Origin of the sequence: Sphingopyxis sp. Geo48, from assembly GCF_949769155.1 — a bacterium.
Taxonomy (GTDB): domain Bacteria; phylum Pseudomonadota; class Alphaproteobacteria; order Sphingomonadales; family Sphingomonadaceae; genus Sphingopyxis.
This window is the reverse complement of sequence record NZ_CATKPA010000001.1, coordinates 108,565-126,155: the sequence shown is the minus strand read 5'-3', so window position 1 is coordinate 126,155 and position 17,591 is coordinate 108,565. Positions and strand designations below refer to the sequence as shown.

Below are 17,591 nucleotides of genomic sequence, written 5' to 3'. Positions count from 1 at the left end.
TGTGGCGCACCCGCAGCATTGCCGCAATAAGGAAGCGGGTTTGCAACGACGCAATCTTGCAAGAGGGGATGATCGATGGAATTCGCGCTCGCGCTGGTGGTTCTGGCCCTGGTGTTCCTGATCTGGGCGCTGACGCCCGTGCGGCAGGGCTATGCCTACACCATCGAACGCTTCGGCCGCTTCACCCACACCGCGCAGCCCGGCCTCAACTTCATCATGCCGATCTTCGACCGCGTCGGGCGCAAGGTGAACATGATGGAACAGGTGCTCGACATTCCGGGGCAGGAGATCATTACCAAGGACAATGCGATGGTCGCGGTCGACGGCGTCGTCTTCTTCCAGGTGCTCGACGCCGCGAAGGCGGCCTATGAGGTCAGCGACCTCTATCTCTCGATCATGAACCTGACGACGACGAACCTGCGCACCGTGATGGGTTCGATGGACCTCGACGAAACGCTGTCGAAGCGCGACGAGATCAACACCCGGCTGCTGCACGTCGTCGACGATGCGACGACGCCTTGGGGTGTCAAGATCACCCGCGTCGAGATCAAGGACATCCGACCGCCGGCCGACATTTCGAACGCGATGGCGCGGCAGATGAAGGCCGAGCGCGAGAAGCGCGCCAACATCCTCGAGGCCGAGGGCAGCCGCGCGTCCGAAATCCTGCGCGCCGAGGGACAGAAGCAGAGCCAGATCCTCGAAGCCGAGGGCCGCCGCGAAGCCGCCTTCCGCGACGCCGAGGCGCGCGAACGCGAGGCCGAGGCCGAAGCGAAAGCGACGCAGATGGTGAGCGAGGCGATCGCCAGCGGCAACGCGCAGGCGATCAATTACTTCATCGCGCAGAAATATGTCGAAGCGGTGAGCCAGTTCGCGACCAGCCCGAACAGCAAGACGATCCTCTTCCCGGTCGAGGCGACGCAGCTGATCGGCACGCTCGGCGGCATCGGCGAACTCGCCAGGGACGCGCTCGAACGCAAGACGGGAGCCTGACATGCCCGACTTCATCGCCAATATGGAACCCCATTGGGCATGGCTCTCGCTCGGCGTGCTGCTCGCCGCCGCCGAGATCGTCGCGCCGGGCTTTTTCCTGATCTGGGTCGGCACTGCGGCGGTCGTCACCGGCGTGATCGCATGGGTCGTGCCGCTGAGCATCCCGCTCCAGCTCGGTATATTCGCGATCCTGTCGTTCGTCGCCCTCTATGGCGGGCGCCGTTGGCTGAAGGCGAACCCGATCACCACCACCGACCCGCACCTCAACCAGCGCGGCGGCCGCCTCGTCGGCGAGGTGCTGACGGTGACCAAGGCGATCGAGGACGGCCGCGGCCGCGCCAAGGTCGGCGACGGCGAATGGCCGGTACGCGGGCCCGATATCGCCGAGGGGTCCAAGGTTCGCGTCGTCAGCGCCGAGGGCGGCGTGCTGGTCGTCGAGGCGCTCTAGCCCCCGCGCGGCCGCGCATAGATAGCGACGACATCGCCAAGAGCGTCGCTCTCTCCAATGCGCTGGAACCCGAGCTTCGCGGCCACGCGTTCGGACGCGCCGTTGCCGGGGTCGATGATGCAGCGGACTTCGGGCGCGTCGAGATTCTCGTCAGCCCAGCCGAGCGCAGCGGTCATCGCCTCGGTCGCATAGCCGGCGCCCCAATGATCGGCGTCGAACGCCCAGCCCGCTTCGGGTACGCCCTCGAGCTCGGGGATGCCGCGGCAGAAATAGCTCAGCCCCCCCATGCCGACGAGCGCGTCGCTCGCGCGGTCGGCGAAGACCCAATAGCCGAACCCCATCACCGGCCAGAGCCCCGCCGAGCTCAGGAACTTGCCCCAGCTGACGTCGGGTGTGCGCGGTTCGCCGCCGATGAAGCGCGTGACGCGCGCGTCGGCCCACATCGCGATATGGACGTCCTTGTCCGAAAAGCGCGTCGGGCGAAGGCGGAGGCGATCGGTCTCGATCGTCGGGGGCGCGGCGAATTTCGGGGCGGTGAACATCGACCCGACATGCCGCAGCGCCGGGGCGCCGGTCAATCCGCCCGATCAATCCGCGATGAAGAAATGGTCGAAAAGGTCGTGGAGCACCGCCTTGCCGTCGACCTGCGGCTTGGTCCGCATGACCGCCAGCGTATCGACGCGCGCCAGCACGTCGACGTGCCGCGTCACCACCTGATAGGGCGGGCGATCGACAAAATCGTGGAATAGGAAGATGCAGTCGGACTTGCAGTGAATGATCGACTGTAACAGGCAGGCGACGCGAAAGCGCCCGTCGAGCAGCACGGCATCGGGGCTGCCCGCAAGCTTTCGCCAGACATCGACATGATAGCGCGGCCAGTCGCGCGCCCGGCCCGCGTCGACGGGATAGCCGCCCTCGCGCGTCGGGCCGATATCGGCATGGAGGGGGGTGAAATCGATCGCGGCGCGGGCCAGATTCTGCCCCACTTCGTCGAGCCAGGCCGCGTCGCCGTCGACCGCGACGATCTTGCGCACCTGCCGCGCCGCGACGAGCGTCGCGTTGCCGCAGCCGAACTGGAGCAACGAATCCCGCCCCGCGAGTTGCAGCTCAAGCTGCGTGATTTCCGCCGCCGACATCCGTGGCTGCATGACGCCTCCCCTGACCCCAAGCGGGGATATGGGACAGAGGCAGGGACGTCCAGAGGCAAGCGGCGGCCCGGGGCGGGAAGCCGCCATGCCTTGCCTGGTCATCGCGGCATGGATTTTTCAAAGTTCAGGAAAGTTCAGCCCATTGCGTCGCCGGTTTGGGACCGGGGGGTGCCGAACGCCCCTCGCCCGCCTCGCCGCGTTGATTCCCCACGTAAGAGCGTAGGATGAAGGCTGACACAGCGGGATAATGTAGGAAAGGCTTATTTGAAGGCGATGGCGGCTTTGGGGTGGGGAGCTGTCCTTAAACCTCGTCATGCTGAACTTATTTCAGCATCCATGACCGGGCCTTGCATCCGGCGCCGCGTCCAAGGAAACGGCAGACCATGGACCCTGAAACAAGTTCAGGGTGACGATGAAAGATAGGTCAGCTTCCGGTCGAATCCCGCCGTCCGCTTAAGCGGCGGCCGCGGCCAGTTCGGGCGCCGACGACTGCGCCGTCATCACGGCATCGGCATAGTCGCTTTCATATTTGCCGATCAGCGCGCGGTCGTCATGGTTCCACGGATGGAAGCCCGGCATGAAATAGGCGAGCCAGGGGAGGAAGCTGCGGCGCAGGATGCCGGGGCTGCCGAGCAGATACCACCAGATCCGCGCGCTGACGCGCCAGCCGGTGAGGCCGTCCTGCCTGAGCAGCGCCTTCATCCCCTTGACGCGGCGCGGCCAGAAGCGGGTCGTGACGAGCAGCATCATCAGCGACTTGGCGCGCCAGCGGCGAAAGCGGCTCCAGTCTTTCGTCGCGTGGAGCCAGGTGTCGTAGGCGACGCCCTTATGCTCGATCTCCTCGATCGCATGCCATTTCCACAAGGCCGCCCATTCCGCTTCGGCGCCCTCGTACATCTTGGGATCCTTCAGCATCACCGCCGCCATCATCGCGGTGTAATGTTCGAGCGCGATCGTCGCCATCAGGTTGACGATCGGCGGACGCGCCTTGATCAGCGCCATCACCTCGTCGACGTCGCCCTCGAGTTCGGAGAGATCATATCCTGCCTCGGCCGCCTTCCGGTTGAAGACGACATGCTCGCGGCTGTGGATCACCTCCTGCTGCGTGAAGGCGCGGATCTCGCGCGCCAGCTTGTCGGGCACGCCCTCGCGGTGCGCCTTCACCGCCTCGATGAACATCGCCTCGCCCTTCGGGAAGGTCACCGACAGCGCGGTGTGGAACGCCGAGGCGATCGGGTCGCCGTTCAACCACCAGCGGCCCTGCCTGTCCTCGCGCCCGAAGCGGACGTCGCGCGGCGTTATCGTAAGGTCATTCGGGGTCGGGGAGTGCGAAAGGCTGGACATATGATCCTCACCGTCGGAAAGGGGTTTCAGGACGTGGGGACGTCCGGTGGGGTAGATATTAAAGGTTACTTACAGTGGTGTCAATTGCAGTCAAGAAGCGGCTGAGTCCCGAGGAAAGCCGCGCCGCCGCGATCGACGCGGCGCGCCAGATACTGATCGAGAACGGACCGCAGGCGGTGACGCTGAAAGCGGTCGCGGCGCGCGTCGACCGCACGCACGCGAACCTGCTTCATCATTTCGGCAGCGCGGCGGGGCTGCAACAGGCGCTGATCGACAATATGGCCGAATTCGTGAGCACCACGATCCGCGAGACGGTGCTCCGTCAGCGCGCCAGCGACCAGAATCCGCGCGAAGTCGTTGACCTCGCCTTCGACGCCTTCGACACGGGCGGCGGCGGGGCGCTGGCAAGCTGGATGATCCTGTCGGGCAACGAAAACGCGCTCGATCCGATCCTAAAGGCAATCCATGACCTCGTCGAGGAATTGCGGCAGGATCATAGCGCCGAGGAGCAGCCGCTCGAGGACGAGACGATGCAACTCGTGCTGCTCGCGCTCGGCGATGCGCTTTTCGGCGCGCCGCTCGCCCGCGCGCTCGGCCTGCCGCGCCACCGCGCGCGCGACATCGCCTATGAATCGCTGATCGCCAGTGGAGTCGGCAAGCGACGCTAGCCAAAATGGGCCTTTCCTACTAAAGGCGCCCGATGCATTTCCTCGACCAAGCAAAGATTTTCGTGAAGTCCGGCGACGGCGGCCCCGGCGCCGTGTCGTTCCGGCGCGAGAAATATATCGAATATGGCGGCCCCGACGGCGGCAACGGCGGCAAGGGCGGCGACATTGTGTTCGAAGCCGTCGCCGGCCTCAACACGCTGATCGACTTTCGGTATACCCAGCATTTCAAGGCGCGCCGCGGCACCCCCGGCGCGGGCCGCGACCGCACCGGCGCGGGCGGCGACGATCTGGTGATCCAGGTCCCGATCGGCACGCAGATCCTGGCCGACGATGACGAGCGCACCCTGCTGCTCGACCTCACCAAGGAGGGCGAGCGCGTCCGCTTCCTACGCGGCGGCGACGGCGGCCGCGGCAACGCCAGCTACAAGACCTCGACCAACCGCGCGCCGCGCCAGCACGGGCCGGGCTGGCCGGGCGAAGAGGCATGGGTGTGGCTGCGTTTGAAGCTGCTCGCCGATGCGGGGCTCGTCGGGCTGCCCAACGCGGGCAAGTCGACCTTCATCAACGCCGTCTCCAACGCACAGGCGAAGGTCGGCGCCTATGCCTTCACGACGACGCGCCCGCAGCTCGGCGTGGTCAGCCACAAGGGGCATGAATTCGTCGTCGCCGACATTCCGGGGCTGATCGAGGGCGCCGCCGACGGCGCGGGGATCGGCGATCGCTTCCTCGGCCATATCGAACGCTGCCGCGTCCTCCTCCACCTCGTCGATGCGAATGACGAGGATGTCGCGACCAGCTATCGCATCGTGCGCGACGAACTCGAAGCCTATGGCGAAGGCCTGACCGACAAGCCGGTGGTCGTTGCGCTCAACAAGGTCGACACGCTCGACGAGGAACTGATCGCGGCGCTCTCGGCCGAGCTCGAAGCCGAAAGCGGCTATCCGGTCATGGCGCTTTCGGGCGCCAGCGGCGCGGGCATCGAGGCGGTGCTCGACAAGCTGCTCGAAGCCGTCGGCCAACCCGAACCGGGCGCCGATCCCGACGAGGATGAAGCATCGGGCGACTGGTCGCCGATCTGATCACCGCGCCTCCAGCACCATGTTGAAGGGCCCTTCGGTCGCGCGGCGGACGCTCGCAAAGCCGCCCGCGCGCACGACATCGGACAGCCGCGCCTCGCCCGCCTGTGCGCCCAGCCCCTCGCCGACCTCCTGATCGAGCGAGGTCGGGACGCAGATCATCGTCGACGCGTTGTAATAGAGGCGCCCGACCGGGTTCATATTGTCGGCGGGCGTATTGCCCGCGACCGGCTCGACGATCATCCACGTCCCGTCCGGCGCCATTATGCGGCGCATTTGCGCGGCGCAGCCGCGCGGGTCGCCCATGTCGTGCAGGCAATCATACATGGTGATCAGGTCGAACCCCTCCTCGGCGATCTCCTTTGCCGCCGCGACCTCGAAACGCACGCGATCGCCATAGCCATGACCAGCGGCGTGGCGCCGCGCCTCCTCAATCGACGGCGCGTGGAAATCGAAGCCGACGAACCGGCTTTCGGGGTATGCGTCGGCCATCAGCAGGGTCGAGAAGCCGACCCCGCAGCCGACGTCGGCGACCGCGGCACCGCGCCGCAGTTTCGCCTCGACGCCATCCAATGCGGGAATCCAGTTCTGGACGATATTGTTGACATAGCCGGGGCGGAAGAAAGCGCCCGTCGCGCAAAAGAGGCAACCGGCATGATCGCCCCAGCGCACCCCCGTGCCGCGGCGGAAACAATCCTCGACCTTCGGCTGCGCTTCGATCATCGCGGCGATCAGGTCGAAGGCACCGGCAAGAAAGACCGGGCTGTCGCGATGGACGAACACCATCGCCTGTTCGGGCGAGAGGCTGAACCGCTCGCTCGCCGGATCATAGTCGACATAGCCGCTCGCTGCCTGCGCCAACGCCCATTCGCGGACATAGCGTTCGTGGAGATTGCCCGCGCGCGCGGCGAGATCGGCCGCGGTCGCGGGCCCCTCCGCTAGCGCGTCGAACAGCCCGAGATTAAACCCCAGCCGCACCGTCGGCACACTCATTCCGCCGCCAAGATCGCCGAGCATCTTGCCGACGAACGCGTGCAGTCTCTCTTCGTCCAAAACGGTCGCCATCGCATCGCTCCTCACCCGATTGGCTTGCGACTCTCCAGAAGGGCTCGATGAGGCCCGCGCTGCATAGCATAGCCGCGCGAAGCCTGCGATATTCGCATTGGCACCCCTGCCCGCGCACGCTATCGGCGGCGCATGTTGTTCGCGCCCGCCTCCTGCCCCAGGCTGATCGTCAAGATCGGATCGGCGCTGCTCGTCGATGAGGGCGGCGCGGTGCGGCGCGAATGGCTCAAGGGGATCGCCGCCGACATCGCCGGGCGCATCCGCGCCGGCCAGCAGGTCGCGGTCGTCTCTTCAGGAGCGATCGCGCTCGGCGCGCGGCGGCTGGGGCTGGCCAAGGGCGGCCGTGCCAGCCTCGAGGATGCACAGGCCGCGGCGGCGACCGGGCAGATCGCGCTCAGCCATGTCTGGGCCGAAGTGCTGGGCGCCGAAGGGCTGACCGCGGCGCAGATGCTCGTGACGCTCGACGACCTCGAGGATCGCCGCCGCTATCTCAACGCCTCGGCGACGCTCGACCGGCTTTTGAACCTCGGCGTCGTGCCGGTGATCAACGAGAATGACAGCGTCGCGACCGAGGAAATCCGCTTCGGCGACAACGACCGGCTCGCCGCGCGCGTCGCGCAGGCGGCGGCGGCGGGCGGGGTGATCCTGCTTTCGGACATCGACGGGCTCTACGACAGAAACCCCGCCCTCCCCGGCGCCACCCATATTGCGCGCATCGAACGCATCGATGGCGCGATCGAGGCGATGGCCGACGCCGGATCGGCGTCGGGCATGGGGTCGGGCGGGATGGTATCGAAGATTGCGGCGGCGCGCATCGCCAACGCCGCGGGGGCGCATCTGGCGATTGCATCGGGTCACATCGATCGGCCGCTGTCGACCGAGGCCCGGCACAGCTTGTTCGTCGCTGAAAAAGGCGCGAGCGCGCGCAAGGCATGGCTCGCGGGCGGGCTGACCGCGAAGGGCCGCCTGACCATCGACGCGGGCGCGGCGAAGGCGCTGCGCGGCGGTGCAAGTCTGCTCGCCGCCGGGGTGACCGACGCGAGCGGCAACTTCGCACGCGGCGACATTCTCGACATCGCGGGAGCCGACGGCCGCGTGATCGCGCGCGGACTTTCGGAATATCCGGTGGCCGACGCCAGGGCGATCCTCGGCCTCGGCCGCGACGCGCAGGAGGCGGCGCTCGGCTATGCTCCCCGCACGGCGATCGTCCACCGCGATCATATGGTGCTGCTGTGACGAACCGCGTGCTCGCGATGACCGGCGCGACCGGCTTCGTGGGCGGTGCAACCGTGCGGCAGGCGGTCGAAGCGGGCTGGCACGTCCGCGCCCTGACCCGCCGTCCGCAGGAGCCGCGCGAGGGCGTCACCTGGATCGCCGGCGCGCTCGATGACCCCGAAAGCCTTGCCGCGATGGTATCGGGCGCCGAGGTCGCGATGCATATCGCGGGCGTCGTGAACGTGCCGACGCGCGCCGCGTTCGAAGCGGGCAACGCCGTCGCGACCGCCAATGTCGTCGACGCGGCGCGCGGCGCCGGGGTGCGGCGCTTCATCCACGTCTCGTCGCTCGCGGCGCGCGAACCCGAGCTGTCGAACTATGGCTGGTCGAAGGAGCGCGCCGAACGCGTCGTGCTGGCGAGCGGGCTCGACTGGACGGTCGTGCGCCCGCCCGCGGTGTTCGGCCCCGGCGATACCGAGATGCTCGACCTGTTCCGCATGGCGCAGCGCGGGGTGATGATGCTGCCCCCGCGCGGTCGGATGTCGGCGATCTATGTCGAGGAACTCGCGCGCCTGCTCGTCGCGCTGGCGAGCGACGACGCGACGAGCATCGGCCAGACTTACGAGCCCGACGACGGCACCGCCGGCGGCTGGTCGCACAAGGACTTCGCGCAGGCGATCAGTGGCGCGGTCGGACGCGATCGCGTTGCGACGCTCGCGATCCCGGCGACCCTGGTCAGGGCGGGCGGGCGACTCGACCGGTTCGTTCGCGGCGATCGCGCCAAGCTGACCCCCGACCGCGCGCGCTATATTTCGCATCCCGACTGGGCGGCGAGCGAGGGCGCGCGCCCGCCCGCCGACCTGTGGCAACCATCGCTCCCGACCGCCGACGCGCTCGCCGAAACGGTGCGCTGGTATCGCGCCGAAGGCTGGCTCTGACGGCGCTCGTGGCCCACGGCGGCACACCGGTCGAAGCGTGCATTGCCAAGGACGGGGCGCAGCCCTAGGTTCCGGCGCATGACAGACAGTAGCGCGACGCCTCCGACCGACCCCGCCAGCCCCTGGGCCACCCCCGTCCGCCGCCCGCTGCCGGGCGAGGACAAGCGCAAGAGCGGCACCAGCTTCCCGCGCAAGGTCTGGAACCTGCTCGTCGGGATCAAGGACGCGCTGGCGCTGATCTTCCTCCTGATGTTCTTTGCGCTCCTCTTCGGGCTGCTCGCCGGGCGGCCGAACGCCGCCTTGCCGGTCAGCGAGGGCGCGCTGCTGATCGATTTCAACGGTGTCGTGTCCGAACAGCCGTCCGACGTCGATCCGCTCGCGGCGCTGTCGGGGGGCAACCAGCTCAAGGAACTTCGCACCCGCGATGTCGTCCACGCGCTCGAAACCGCGGCGACCGACAAACGCGTCACCTCGGTCGTGCTAGACCTCGACCGCTTCCTCGGCGGCGGGCAGGTCTCGCTCGCCGAGATCGGCGCCGCAGTCGACAAGGTGCGCGCGAAGAACAAGCCCGTGCTCGCCTTTGCGACCGCCTACACCACCGACAGCTACCAGATCGCCGCCCATGCGAGCGAAATCTGGGCCGACACCATCGGTGGCGTCGCGATCGCCGGCCCGGGCGGATCGCGCCTTTATTACAAGGGGCTGATGGACAAGCTCGGCGTCACCGCGCACATCTATCGCGTCGGCACCTTCAAGAGCGCGGTCGAACCCTATCTGCGCAGCGACCAGTCGCCCGAGGCGAAGGAAGCCGACCTCGCCTATGCCGGGGCGCTCTGGGAAAACTGGCTGACCGACGTCAAGAAGGCCCGACCGAAGGCCAAGATCGATGCGTTTATCGCCGACACGGCGGGCGCCGTGAAGGCCGCGGGCAACGACTTGTCGAAGGCGGGCGTCGATGCCGGCCTGATCGACAAGGTCGGCAGCCGCATGGCGTTCAGCGCGCGCGTCGCCGAAATCAGCGGCACCAGCGACGACAACCGGCCATGGGAGTTCGCCGCGATCCCGCTCGAAAACTGGGTCGCCGCCAATCCGGTGAGCGAGGCGGGCGCGGCGATCGCGGTCGTACCCGTGGTCGGTGAAATCGTCGATGGCGAGGCACCGAACGGCAGCGCCGGCGGCGACACCGTCGCGCAGCATATCCTCGACGCGGTGGCCGACAGCGGCACGAAAGCCATCGTGCTCCGCGTCGATTCCCCCGGCGGGTCGGTGCTTGCGTCCGAGCAGATTCGCCAGGCGCTTTTGCAGGCGAAGGCGAAGAAACTGCCTGTCGTCGTTTCGATGGCGAATGTCGCCGCGTCGGGCGGCTATTGGGTCTCGACCCCCGCCGACCGCATCTTCGCCGAGCCCGAGACGATCACCGGATCGATCGGGGTCTTCGGCATCATCCCGAGCTTCGACCAGACGCTCGCGAAGATCGGCGTCAACGCCGACGGCATCGCGACGACGCCGCTGTCGGGCCAGCCCGACGTGTTCGGCGGCGTGAACGACGAGTTCAACGCGCTCGCGCAGGCAAGCGTCGAGGATATCTACGCGCGCTTCACCGGCCTGGTCGCGAAGAGCCGCAAGCAGCCGATCGAAAAGATCCGCACGATCGCCGAGGGCCGCGTCTGGGCGGGCGGCACCGCGCGCCAGATCGGCCTAGTCGACCAGTTCGGCGGGCTACCCGACGCGCTGGCGGCCGCAGCGAAGCTGGCGAAGATCGACGGCGCCTTCCACGCCAAATATTATGAGGAAGAGCAGAGCGAATTTTCGAAGATGATCGCAAGCCTGACCGGCGGCGAGCAGGAGCAGGAAGCGGCCGCACCCCGCGGCTGGTTCGGCATCGCGGCGATGAACCGCGATCTCGTCCAGCGCCGGCTGGTGCAGGATTTGTCGCTGCTCGCGAAAACCGGGTCGGTGCAGGCCGCGTGCCTCGACTGCCGTGCGTTCCTGCCCGCCGTGCCGCGCGCGAGTGGGCGCGAAGCGCAGGGGTTCCTCGCGACGCTGGCGTCGTTGCTGAAATAGACCGAAGCGGGAATCGCATGTTCCCCCGCGAAGGCGGGGGTCCATCACCCATCGGTGCCATTTCTAGCCGTCGGAAGATGGGTCCCCGCCTTCGCGGGGACGCACAGCGTTTTCGATGCGCCCGCCCGCTACGCCGCCAGCGCGACGCCCCGCGCGTGGTCGGCGATCGCCCCGGACAGCGTGTCGACGAGCGCGAGCGGCAGGTCGTGCCCCATGCCGGGGATCGTCATCAGCCGCGCGCCGGGAATATGCTCCGCCGTGTCGCGCCCGCCCGCGAGCGGGACGAGCGGGTCGGCCTCGCCATGGATCACCAGGGTCGGCGCCGTGATCGACTTCAGCATCGGCCGCCGGTCGCCGTCGGCGACGATCGCCGCCATCTGCCGCGCGACGCCCTGCGGATACCAGCCGCGCTCGTAATCGCCCCGGACGCGGCGTTGCAGCCGTTCCTCCTCGGCGGGATAATCGGGGCTGCCGATTACGCGCGCAGCGTTGACCGAGTAGGCGATCATCGCCTCGGGATCGCCGCTCATCGGGCGGTTGGCGAGCACGCGCATCGCCTCCTTCTGCGCGCGCGGCAGCCGCGGATTGCCGGTGGTCGACATGATCGACGTCAGCGACAGCACGCGCCCCGGATAGCGCGCCGCGATATGCTGCGCGATCATCCCCCCCATCGATGCCCCGACGACATGCGCCCGCTCGATGCCGAGATGGTCGAGCAGCGCGACACCGTCGGCCGCCATGTCGGCAAGCGTATAGGCGCTGCGCACCGGCAGCTTGAGCGCCGCCTTGACGAACATCCATTTGAGGTTGGGCACGCCCGCTGCATCGAAACGCGTCGACAGGCCGACGTCGCGATTGTCGTAGCGGATGACGCGAAAGCCGCGCGCGACGAGCGCGTCGACGAACTCGTCGGGCCATAAAGTCAGCTGTCCGCCCAACCCCATCACCAGCAGGATCGCGGGCGCGTCCTTCGGCCCCTTGTCCTCATAGGTGATGCTGATCCCGTTCGCCGTCGCCTGCTCGGTCGTCATTCCACTCTGATCCTCTGCCGTTAGCCGACCAACATGCCGCGAAGCGCGGCGCGGTCAAGCCGTCGCCGGACGATAATGCGCGGCGTCGGACCGGAACTCGGCGCGGCCATAGCCGGCGAGCTGGCGGTTGATGCGCCGGACGAGGCGGCGGTCGGCAAGGTGACGCAGCACCGGAATGCGCGAGGCGACGCGATATGCCGTCATCCGTCCCGCGAGCGCGAGCATCGTCGCGCCATAGATCAGATGGTCGCGGCGGCCGACGGGCACCCCGACGCCGTCGGCGCGCTCGGTGTCGCCGTTCAGGAACGCCTTCACGAAGAAGACGCGGCTCACCGAGCGCTCGAGGCGGCGCTTGACGCGGCCCGCGGGCGACGGATCGGTCGATAGTTCGGCCTCCATCGTCGCACGAAGCAGCCCGCCACAGATCGGGTCGTCATATTCATAGCGCAAGGTCGCGCTGCGCGTGCGCCAGATGCGGACGATCTGTTGCGGAGTGTCGGCGAGCAGATCCTCGGGCAGGCCGAGCAGGAAGCAGCGATAACGCGCCAGTTCGACGCGCCCGCGCTCGAGCCGGTTGAACGACGTGCGCCCGCTCTTCAGCACATCCTGCGACAGGAAATAGATCGGGATCAGCCCCGCGGGCATCTGGTCGAGCTGCGGGATCGGCACGCCATAGGTGTCGGCGTCCCACATCCCCGGCCGCGACAGCACGTTGACGCGCACCATCGAATGCATCAGCCGCACCATCGCCGCCGCCTTGAACCCCGGCCCGAAGCGGCGCAGCGCACCCGGCAGCGCGGTGGTGGCGAAAAAGGTTGCGGTCTCCTTCACCCGCCTCGCGGCGGTCGCATGGCCGAGCGTGCCGGTGAGCGCCATCGGCAGCGCCGAATATTTGTTGAGAAAGGTCGCGATGAAGGCGCCGCGGATCAGGAAGGGCGCGAGGTTTGCGGTCGCGTTGCGCTCATAGGCCGCGCCCTCCTCGACCAGTTCCATATCGACCCAGTCAGGCTTCGCCTCCATTTCGCGGATCAGCGCGACGAGTTCGGGCGGCGCATCCTCGACCGCCTCGACCCCCTTGTCGCATGCCTCGACCAGCATCGCGACGCTGCGCTGAAACCCCAGCTTCGGCATCAGTGCGGCATAGGCATCGCCGGTGCGGTCGCCGAGCATCGTATATTCGCGGATGCGCGCGACGAGGTCGGCATCGCCCAGATAGGCGGCGCGATCGATCCCCTTCACGCCGCCAAGCTCGCTCACGGCCTCTGCCTCGGCCGCCCATCGTTCGGGGGGACGGTCGAAATCGAAACGCCCGAACAGGTCGGGCAAGGCGGTGGCCTGGTCGCGGACCTGGCGGGCGATGGTGTCGAGCGCAGCGGTCATGGCACAAACAGTGCCACATTATTTACCCTGTTGTCAGCCCATCAATCGCGACCGGATCGACCGGCGCGGCCCCGACCGTGGTTTACGGCGGGTTACCGGTGTCACGAGCCGGCGCAGAAGGTGGCGCGCCGGGGACGCGGCGGCGAATGGCAGAATGAAGATGATCAGCGACAGCCCGACGATCCAGCGGCCGGTCGACACCGGATCGCTGCACGCGCTCGCGCAGGCGGGCGCCTCGACCCCGGCGCCGAAAAGGATCAGCAATGTCGACAAAATTCGGCCAGTCCCCACGGCGCGCTCCCCTGCGCGCCAGCCGCGATCCTATCGGATCAAAGTTAAACGGAGCGTTGCGGCTCGATTAGGCCGCTGTTTACCGCGATTCGCGGGGGCCCCTATAGGCCGGAAGCGCCAATGACCAGCGAATTGCGAGCCCGCGCAGAATAAATCCGGCGACCGCACCGGCGACGGCGGCGACTGGAGTGCCCGCGCCGAGCCACAGCAGGGTGAGGAACAGTCCGGCTGCGAGCGCCGCCGCAGTGACATAGATTTCGGGCCGCATGATGATCGACGGCACCCCTGCCAGGATGTCGCGGATCGTTCCTCCGACGCAGCCGGTGATCACGCCCATCATCAGCGCCGGCACCGGCGGCACGCCCCAGGCAAGCGCCTTCGCGGTACCGAACACGGCATAGGCGGCCAGCCCGACCGCATCGGCCCATTCGAGGAGTTGCCCCTGCCACCAGCGCTCGGGGGTCAGCCAGACGATCAGCGCGATCGCGATGCACACCGCGGCGATCGCCCCGTCCTGCACCCAGAAGACCGGTGCGCCGATCAGCAGGTCGCGCACGCTGCCGCCGCCGACCCCGGTGACGAGCGCAAAGAAGCAGGCCGTGACAAGCGTCTGCCGCAGGCGCACCGCCATCAGCGCGCCCGACAGCGCGAAGACGCCGATCCCTGCAAGATCGAGCAGGCGGATGAGGGTTTGGGGCTCCACGAGCAGCGGCATATCATTCTCGCCGACGTTACACGATCCTCCCCGTCGCGTAGCGATGGGGAGGGGGACCATCCGAAGGATGGTGGAGGGGCTGCTACGTCTCAGCCCCTCCGTCAGCCCTGCGGGCTGCCACCTCCCCATGGCTTCGCCACAGGGAGGATTCAGAGGTCAAATGTGGATCGGCTTGCCCGTCACCGCCATCGCGGCTTCCTTGATCGCCTCGCTGTGGGTCGGGTGGGCGTGACAGGTGTAGGCGATGTCCTCGCTCGTCGCGCCGAATTCCATCGCCTGCGCCGCCTGCGCGATCATCGTGCCCGCGACGCTGGCGATACACCAGACGCCGAGAACGCGGTCGCTCTTGGCATCGGCGATCACCTTCACGAAGCCGTCGGGCTCGTGGTTCGTCTTGGCGCGGCTGTTCGCGAGCATCGGGAATTTGCCGACCTTCACTTCGCCGCGCTCCTTCGCCGCCTCTTCGGTCAGGCCGACACCGGCGATTTCGGGCCAGGTATAGACGACCGACGGGATGACATCGTGGTTCACGATGCCGGTCAGCCCCGCGATATTCTCGGCGCAGGCGATGCCTTCGTCCTCGGCCTTGTGCGCGAGCATCGGGCCGGGGATCACGTCGCCGATCGCCCAGATGCCGGGGACCGAGGTACGGAAATCATGGTCGGTTTCGATCTGGCCGCGCTGGTTGAGCGCCAGTCCCGCCTTGTCGAGGCCGAGACCCTCGGTGTTCGGACGGCGGCCAATCGAGACGAGCACGACATCGGCCTCGAGCGTTTCGGCGTCGCCGCCCGCCGCGGGCTCGAGCGTCAGCACCGCCTTCTTCGCCCCCCCCTTTACATCGGCGACCTCGGCCTTGGTGACTTTGGTCTTGAGCTTGAATTCGATGCCCTGCTTCTTGAAGATCTTGTTCGCTTCCTTGCGAACGTCGCCGTCCATGCCGGGCAGGATCTGGTCGAGATATTCGACGACGGTGACCTTGGCGCCGAGGCGGCGCCAGACGCTGCCGAGTTCGAGCCCGATCACGCCGCCGCCGATCACGACCATGTGGCCCGGCACCTTGGCGAGTTCGAGCGCGCCCGTCGAATCGACGATGATCTGCTTGTCGTTATCGACCGCAACGCCCGGAAGCGGGGTCACCGACGAGCCGGTGGCGACGATGATATTCTTCGCGCGGACGCTCTTGCCTGCCACCTCGACGGTGTCGGCCGACGTGAACTGCGCATAGCCCTTCAGCCAGTCGACCTTGTTCTTCTTGAACAGGAACTCGATGCCGCCGGTCAGGCCCTTCACCGCATCGATACGCTGGCCGTGCATCGTCGGCAGGTCGAGCTCGGGCTTCACCTTGATGCCCATCTTCGCCATCGCGCCATTGGCGGCGGCGTCGAAATATTCCGACGCGTGGAGCATCGCCTTCGACGGGATGCAGCCGACGTTGAGGCACGTGCCGCCCAGCGTCTCGCGCCCTTCGGCGCAAGCGGTCTTCAGCCCCAGCTGCGCCGCGCGGATCGCCGCGACATAACCGCCGGGACCGGCACCGATGACAAGGACGTCGTAGTCGTAATCAGCCATTTTGTCTTACCTCAACAAACTGCATCGCGGGCGTCGCCGGATGCCTACATGGTCAGCCCCGACTTCGCGGCGCATTCCTTCATCAGCGGCAGGCCGTCTTCGGGCTTCATCGTCAGCACTTCGGCCGGGCTGTGCTTGGCGAGGATCGCCTCGCCCGTGCATTTGCAGACTTCGGCAATCGTGGCGGCCGGCGCTCCGCTGCCCGCGGCGCTCGACTGGCAGGACGCATTGAAGTTGTCGAGGAACTGCTTCTTGTAGCTCTCGTCGAAACTCGACGCCGCCTCGCCGCACCCCGCCAGCGTCGCGAGCATCGCGAGGCCGAACACCGCACCAGTCCTGACCGTCATAGCCCAATACTCCCCTGCCAATAAAACCGGGTTCGAAGGCGTATCAAAGATCGATGAGCAGCCGCGTCGGATCCTCGATCGCTTCCTTGATCGTCTTGAGGAAGGTCACGGCCTCGCGTCCGTCGATCAGCCGGTGGTCATAGCTCATCGCCAGATACATCATCGGGCGGATCACGATCTCGCCGTTCCGGACGACCGGGCGATCCTCGATCCGGTGGAGGCCGAGCACCGCCGACTGCGGCGGGTTGATGATCGGGGTCGACATCAGGCCGCCGAACACGCCGCCGTTCGAGATGGTGAAGGTGCCGCCGGTCATGTCGTCGATCGTCAGCGTGCCTTCCTTGGCGCGCTTGCCGAGGTCGGCGATTGCCTTTTCGATCTCGGCGAAGCTCATGCTGTCGGCGTTGCGGACGACGGGCACGACGAGGCCGTTCGGCGCGCTGACCGCGACCGAGACGTCGAGGTAATTGTGATAGACGATTTCGTCGCCCTCGATGCGGGCGTTGACCGCCGGAATGTCATGCGCGGCGAGCGCGACGGCCTTGGTGAAGAAGCTCATGAAGCCGAGGCGCACGCCATGCTTCTTCTCGAAGCTTTCGCGGTAGCGATCGCGCGTCGCGATCACCGCCGACATGTCGACGTCGTTGAACGTCGTCAGCATCGCCGCGGTTTCCTGCGCCGACTTCAGCCGCTTCGCGATCGTCTGGCGGAGGCGGGTCATCTTGACGCGCTCTTCCTGACGGCCCGGCGCACCGCTCGCAACGGGGGCCGCAGCAGGCGCCGGTGCCTGAGCGGCTTCGGCGGCCGGCGCGGCGCTGGCGGCGGCGAGCACATCTTCCTTGGTCAGGCGGCCGTCCTTGCCGGTCCCCTGGATCTTCGTCGGGTCGACGCCATGTTCGAGCACGAGACGGCGGACGGCGGGCGACAGCGTCGTGACGCCGTCTTCGCTCGCGGTCGCCGGAGCGGGCGCGGCCGGGGCCGCCTGCGCCGGCGCGGGAGCCGCGGCGGCAGGCGCAGGAGCGGCAGCGGCCGCGCCGCCAGCCTCGACCGTCGCGATCACCGCGCCGACATTGACCGTGTCGCCGACGCCGGCGAGCTGCTGGCCCATCACGCCCGCGACGGGCGAAGGCACCTCGACCGCGACCTTGTCGGTTTCGAGGCTGGCGATCGGCTCGTCGAGCGCAACCGCTTCGCCTGGCTTCTTCAGCCATTCGCCGATCGTCGCTTCGGTGACGCTTTCACCCAGCGTGGGGACTTTGACTTCGGTGCTCATCTTGTGCGTTCCTTAGGGCTTAAGCTCTG

The 17,591-nt window shown here is 67.6% G+C and carries 18 protein-coding genes; 7 read left to right on the top strand and 11 right to left on the bottom strand.

What is annotated here, in order from left to right; all coding sequences use genetic code 11:
* Positions 1 to 75: 75 nt before the first annotated feature.
* Together QOL79_RS00655 and QOL79_RS00650 are read left to right on the top strand one after the other, a co-directional pair.
* Positions 76 to 990, top strand: a complete 915-nt coding sequence (locus tag QOL79_RS00655; RefSeq protein WP_058455604.1) for an SPFH domain-containing protein — start codon at positions 76 to 78, stop codon at positions 988 to 990.
* Between the two features lies 1 nt (position 991).
* Entirely contained in the window at positions 992 to 1,438 is a 447-nt protein-coding gene (locus tag QOL79_RS00650; RefSeq protein ID WP_283418287.1) for an NfeD family protein, read from the top strand.
* Here the strand turns inward: QOL79_RS00650 and QOL79_RS00645 are convergent.
* The 3 genes from QOL79_RS00645 to QOL79_RS00635 form a co-directional block, all read right to left on the bottom strand.
* Positions 1,435 to 2,016: a GNAT family N-acetyltransferase gene (locus QOL79_RS00645; protein WP_283418286.1), complete on the bottom strand. Its 582-nt coding sequence runs from the start codon at positions 2,014 to 2,016 to the stop codon at positions 1,435 to 1,437. The two genes, QOL79_RS00650 and QOL79_RS00645, sit on opposite strands and share 4 nt — an antisense overlap.
* Positions 2,017 to 2,025: 9 nt before the next feature.
* Positions 2,026 to 2,586: a hypothetical protein gene (locus tag QOL79_RS00640; protein ID WP_283418285.1), complete on the bottom strand. Its 561-nt coding sequence runs from the start codon at positions 2,584 to 2,586 to the stop codon at positions 2,026 to 2,028.
* A 453-nt stretch (positions 2,587 to 3,039) separates the two neighbouring features.
* Positions 3,040 to 3,930: a metal-dependent hydrolase gene (locus QOL79_RS00635; protein ID WP_283418284.1), complete on the bottom strand. Its 891-nt coding sequence runs from the start codon at positions 3,928 to 3,930 to the stop codon at positions 3,040 to 3,042.
* Positions 3,931 to 4,013: 83 nt separating this feature from the next.
* Between QOL79_RS00635 and QOL79_RS00630 the strand changes: the two genes are divergently transcribed.
* Together QOL79_RS00630 and obgE are read left to right on the top strand one after the other, a co-directional pair.
* Positions 4,014 to 4,598 (top strand): TetR/AcrR family transcriptional regulator, encoded by a 585-nt coding sequence (locus QOL79_RS00630; protein ID WP_374397522.1) that lies wholly within the window; start codon positions 4,014 to 4,016, stop codon positions 4,596 to 4,598.
* A gap of 32 nt (positions 4,599 to 4,630) precedes the next feature.
* Entirely contained in the window at positions 4,631 to 5,677 is a 1,047-nt protein-coding gene (obgE, locus tag QOL79_RS00625; protein ID WP_058455600.1) for a GTPase ObgE, read from the top strand.
* On the opposite strand, the gene QOL79_RS00620 is transcribed toward obgE, so the two are convergent.
* Entirely contained in the window at positions 5,678 to 6,739 is a 1,062-nt protein-coding gene (locus QOL79_RS00620; protein WP_283418283.1) for a class I SAM-dependent methyltransferase, read from the bottom strand.
* A gap of 132 nt (positions 6,740 to 6,871) precedes the next feature.
* Here QOL79_RS00620 and proB point away from each other — a divergent pair, with 132 nt between their 5' ends.
* From proB to sppA, 3 genes are all read left to right on the top strand, one after another.
* Positions 6,872 to 7,975 (top strand): glutamate 5-kinase, encoded by a 1,104-nt coding sequence (gene proB, locus QOL79_RS00615; RefSeq protein ID WP_283418282.1) that lies wholly within the window; start codon positions 6,872 to 6,874, stop codon positions 7,973 to 7,975.
* A gap of 17 nt (positions 7,976 to 7,992) precedes the next feature.
* On the top strand, positions 7,993 to 8,892 hold the full coding sequence (locus tag QOL79_RS00610; RefSeq protein WP_283419021.1) for an SDR family oxidoreductase: 900 nt from the start codon (positions 7,993 to 7,995) through the stop codon (positions 8,890 to 8,892).
* A gap of 78 nt (positions 8,893 to 8,970) precedes the next feature.
* Positions 8,971 to 10,956, top strand: a complete 1,986-nt coding sequence (sppA, locus tag QOL79_RS00605; RefSeq protein WP_283418281.1) for a signal peptide peptidase SppA — start codon at positions 8,971 to 8,973, stop codon at positions 10,954 to 10,956.
* Between the two features lie 128 nt (positions 10,957 to 11,084).
* On the opposite strand, the gene QOL79_RS00600 is transcribed toward sppA, so the two are convergent.
* The 7 genes from QOL79_RS00600 to odhB form a co-directional block, all read right to left on the bottom strand.
* Positions 11,085 to 11,987, bottom strand: coding sequence for an alpha/beta fold hydrolase (locus tag QOL79_RS00600; RefSeq protein ID WP_058455597.1), 903 nt, complete (start codon positions 11,985 to 11,987; stop codon positions 11,085 to 11,087).
* 54 nt (positions 11,988 to 12,041) lie between these two features.
* Positions 12,042 to 13,367, bottom strand: coding sequence for an oxygenase MpaB family protein (locus tag QOL79_RS00595; RefSeq protein ID WP_283418280.1), 1,326 nt, complete (start codon positions 13,365 to 13,367; stop codon positions 12,042 to 12,044).
* 33 nt (positions 13,368 to 13,400) lie between these two features.
* On the bottom strand, positions 13,401 to 13,658 hold the full coding sequence (locus QOL79_RS00590) for a hypothetical protein (RefSeq protein ID WP_283418279.1): 258 nt from the start codon (positions 13,656 to 13,658) through the stop codon (positions 13,401 to 13,403).
* Positions 13,659 to 13,737: 79 nt separating this feature from the next.
* Positions 13,738 to 14,361: a trimeric intracellular cation channel family protein gene (locus QOL79_RS00585; RefSeq protein WP_231729339.1), complete on the bottom strand. Its 624-nt coding sequence runs from the start codon at positions 14,359 to 14,361 to the stop codon at positions 13,738 to 13,740.
* 168 nt (positions 14,362 to 14,529) lie between these two features.
* Positions 14,530 to 15,942 (bottom strand): dihydrolipoyl dehydrogenase, encoded by a 1,413-nt coding sequence (gene lpdA, locus QOL79_RS00580; RefSeq protein ID WP_283418278.1) that lies wholly within the window; start codon positions 15,940 to 15,942, stop codon positions 14,530 to 14,532.
* A 44-nt stretch (positions 15,943 to 15,986) separates the two neighbouring features.
* Positions 15,987 to 16,289, bottom strand: coding sequence for a hypothetical protein (locus QOL79_RS00575; RefSeq protein WP_282946076.1), 303 nt, complete (start codon positions 16,287 to 16,289; stop codon positions 15,987 to 15,989).
* 43 nt (positions 16,290 to 16,332) lie between these two features.
* Positions 16,333 to 17,562 (bottom strand): 2-oxoglutarate dehydrogenase complex dihydrolipoyllysine-residue succinyltransferase, encoded by a 1,230-nt coding sequence (gene odhB / locus QOL79_RS00570; RefSeq protein ID WP_283418277.1) that lies wholly within the window; start codon positions 17,560 to 17,562, stop codon positions 16,333 to 16,335.
* Positions 17,563 to 17,591: the final 29 nt, after the last annotated feature.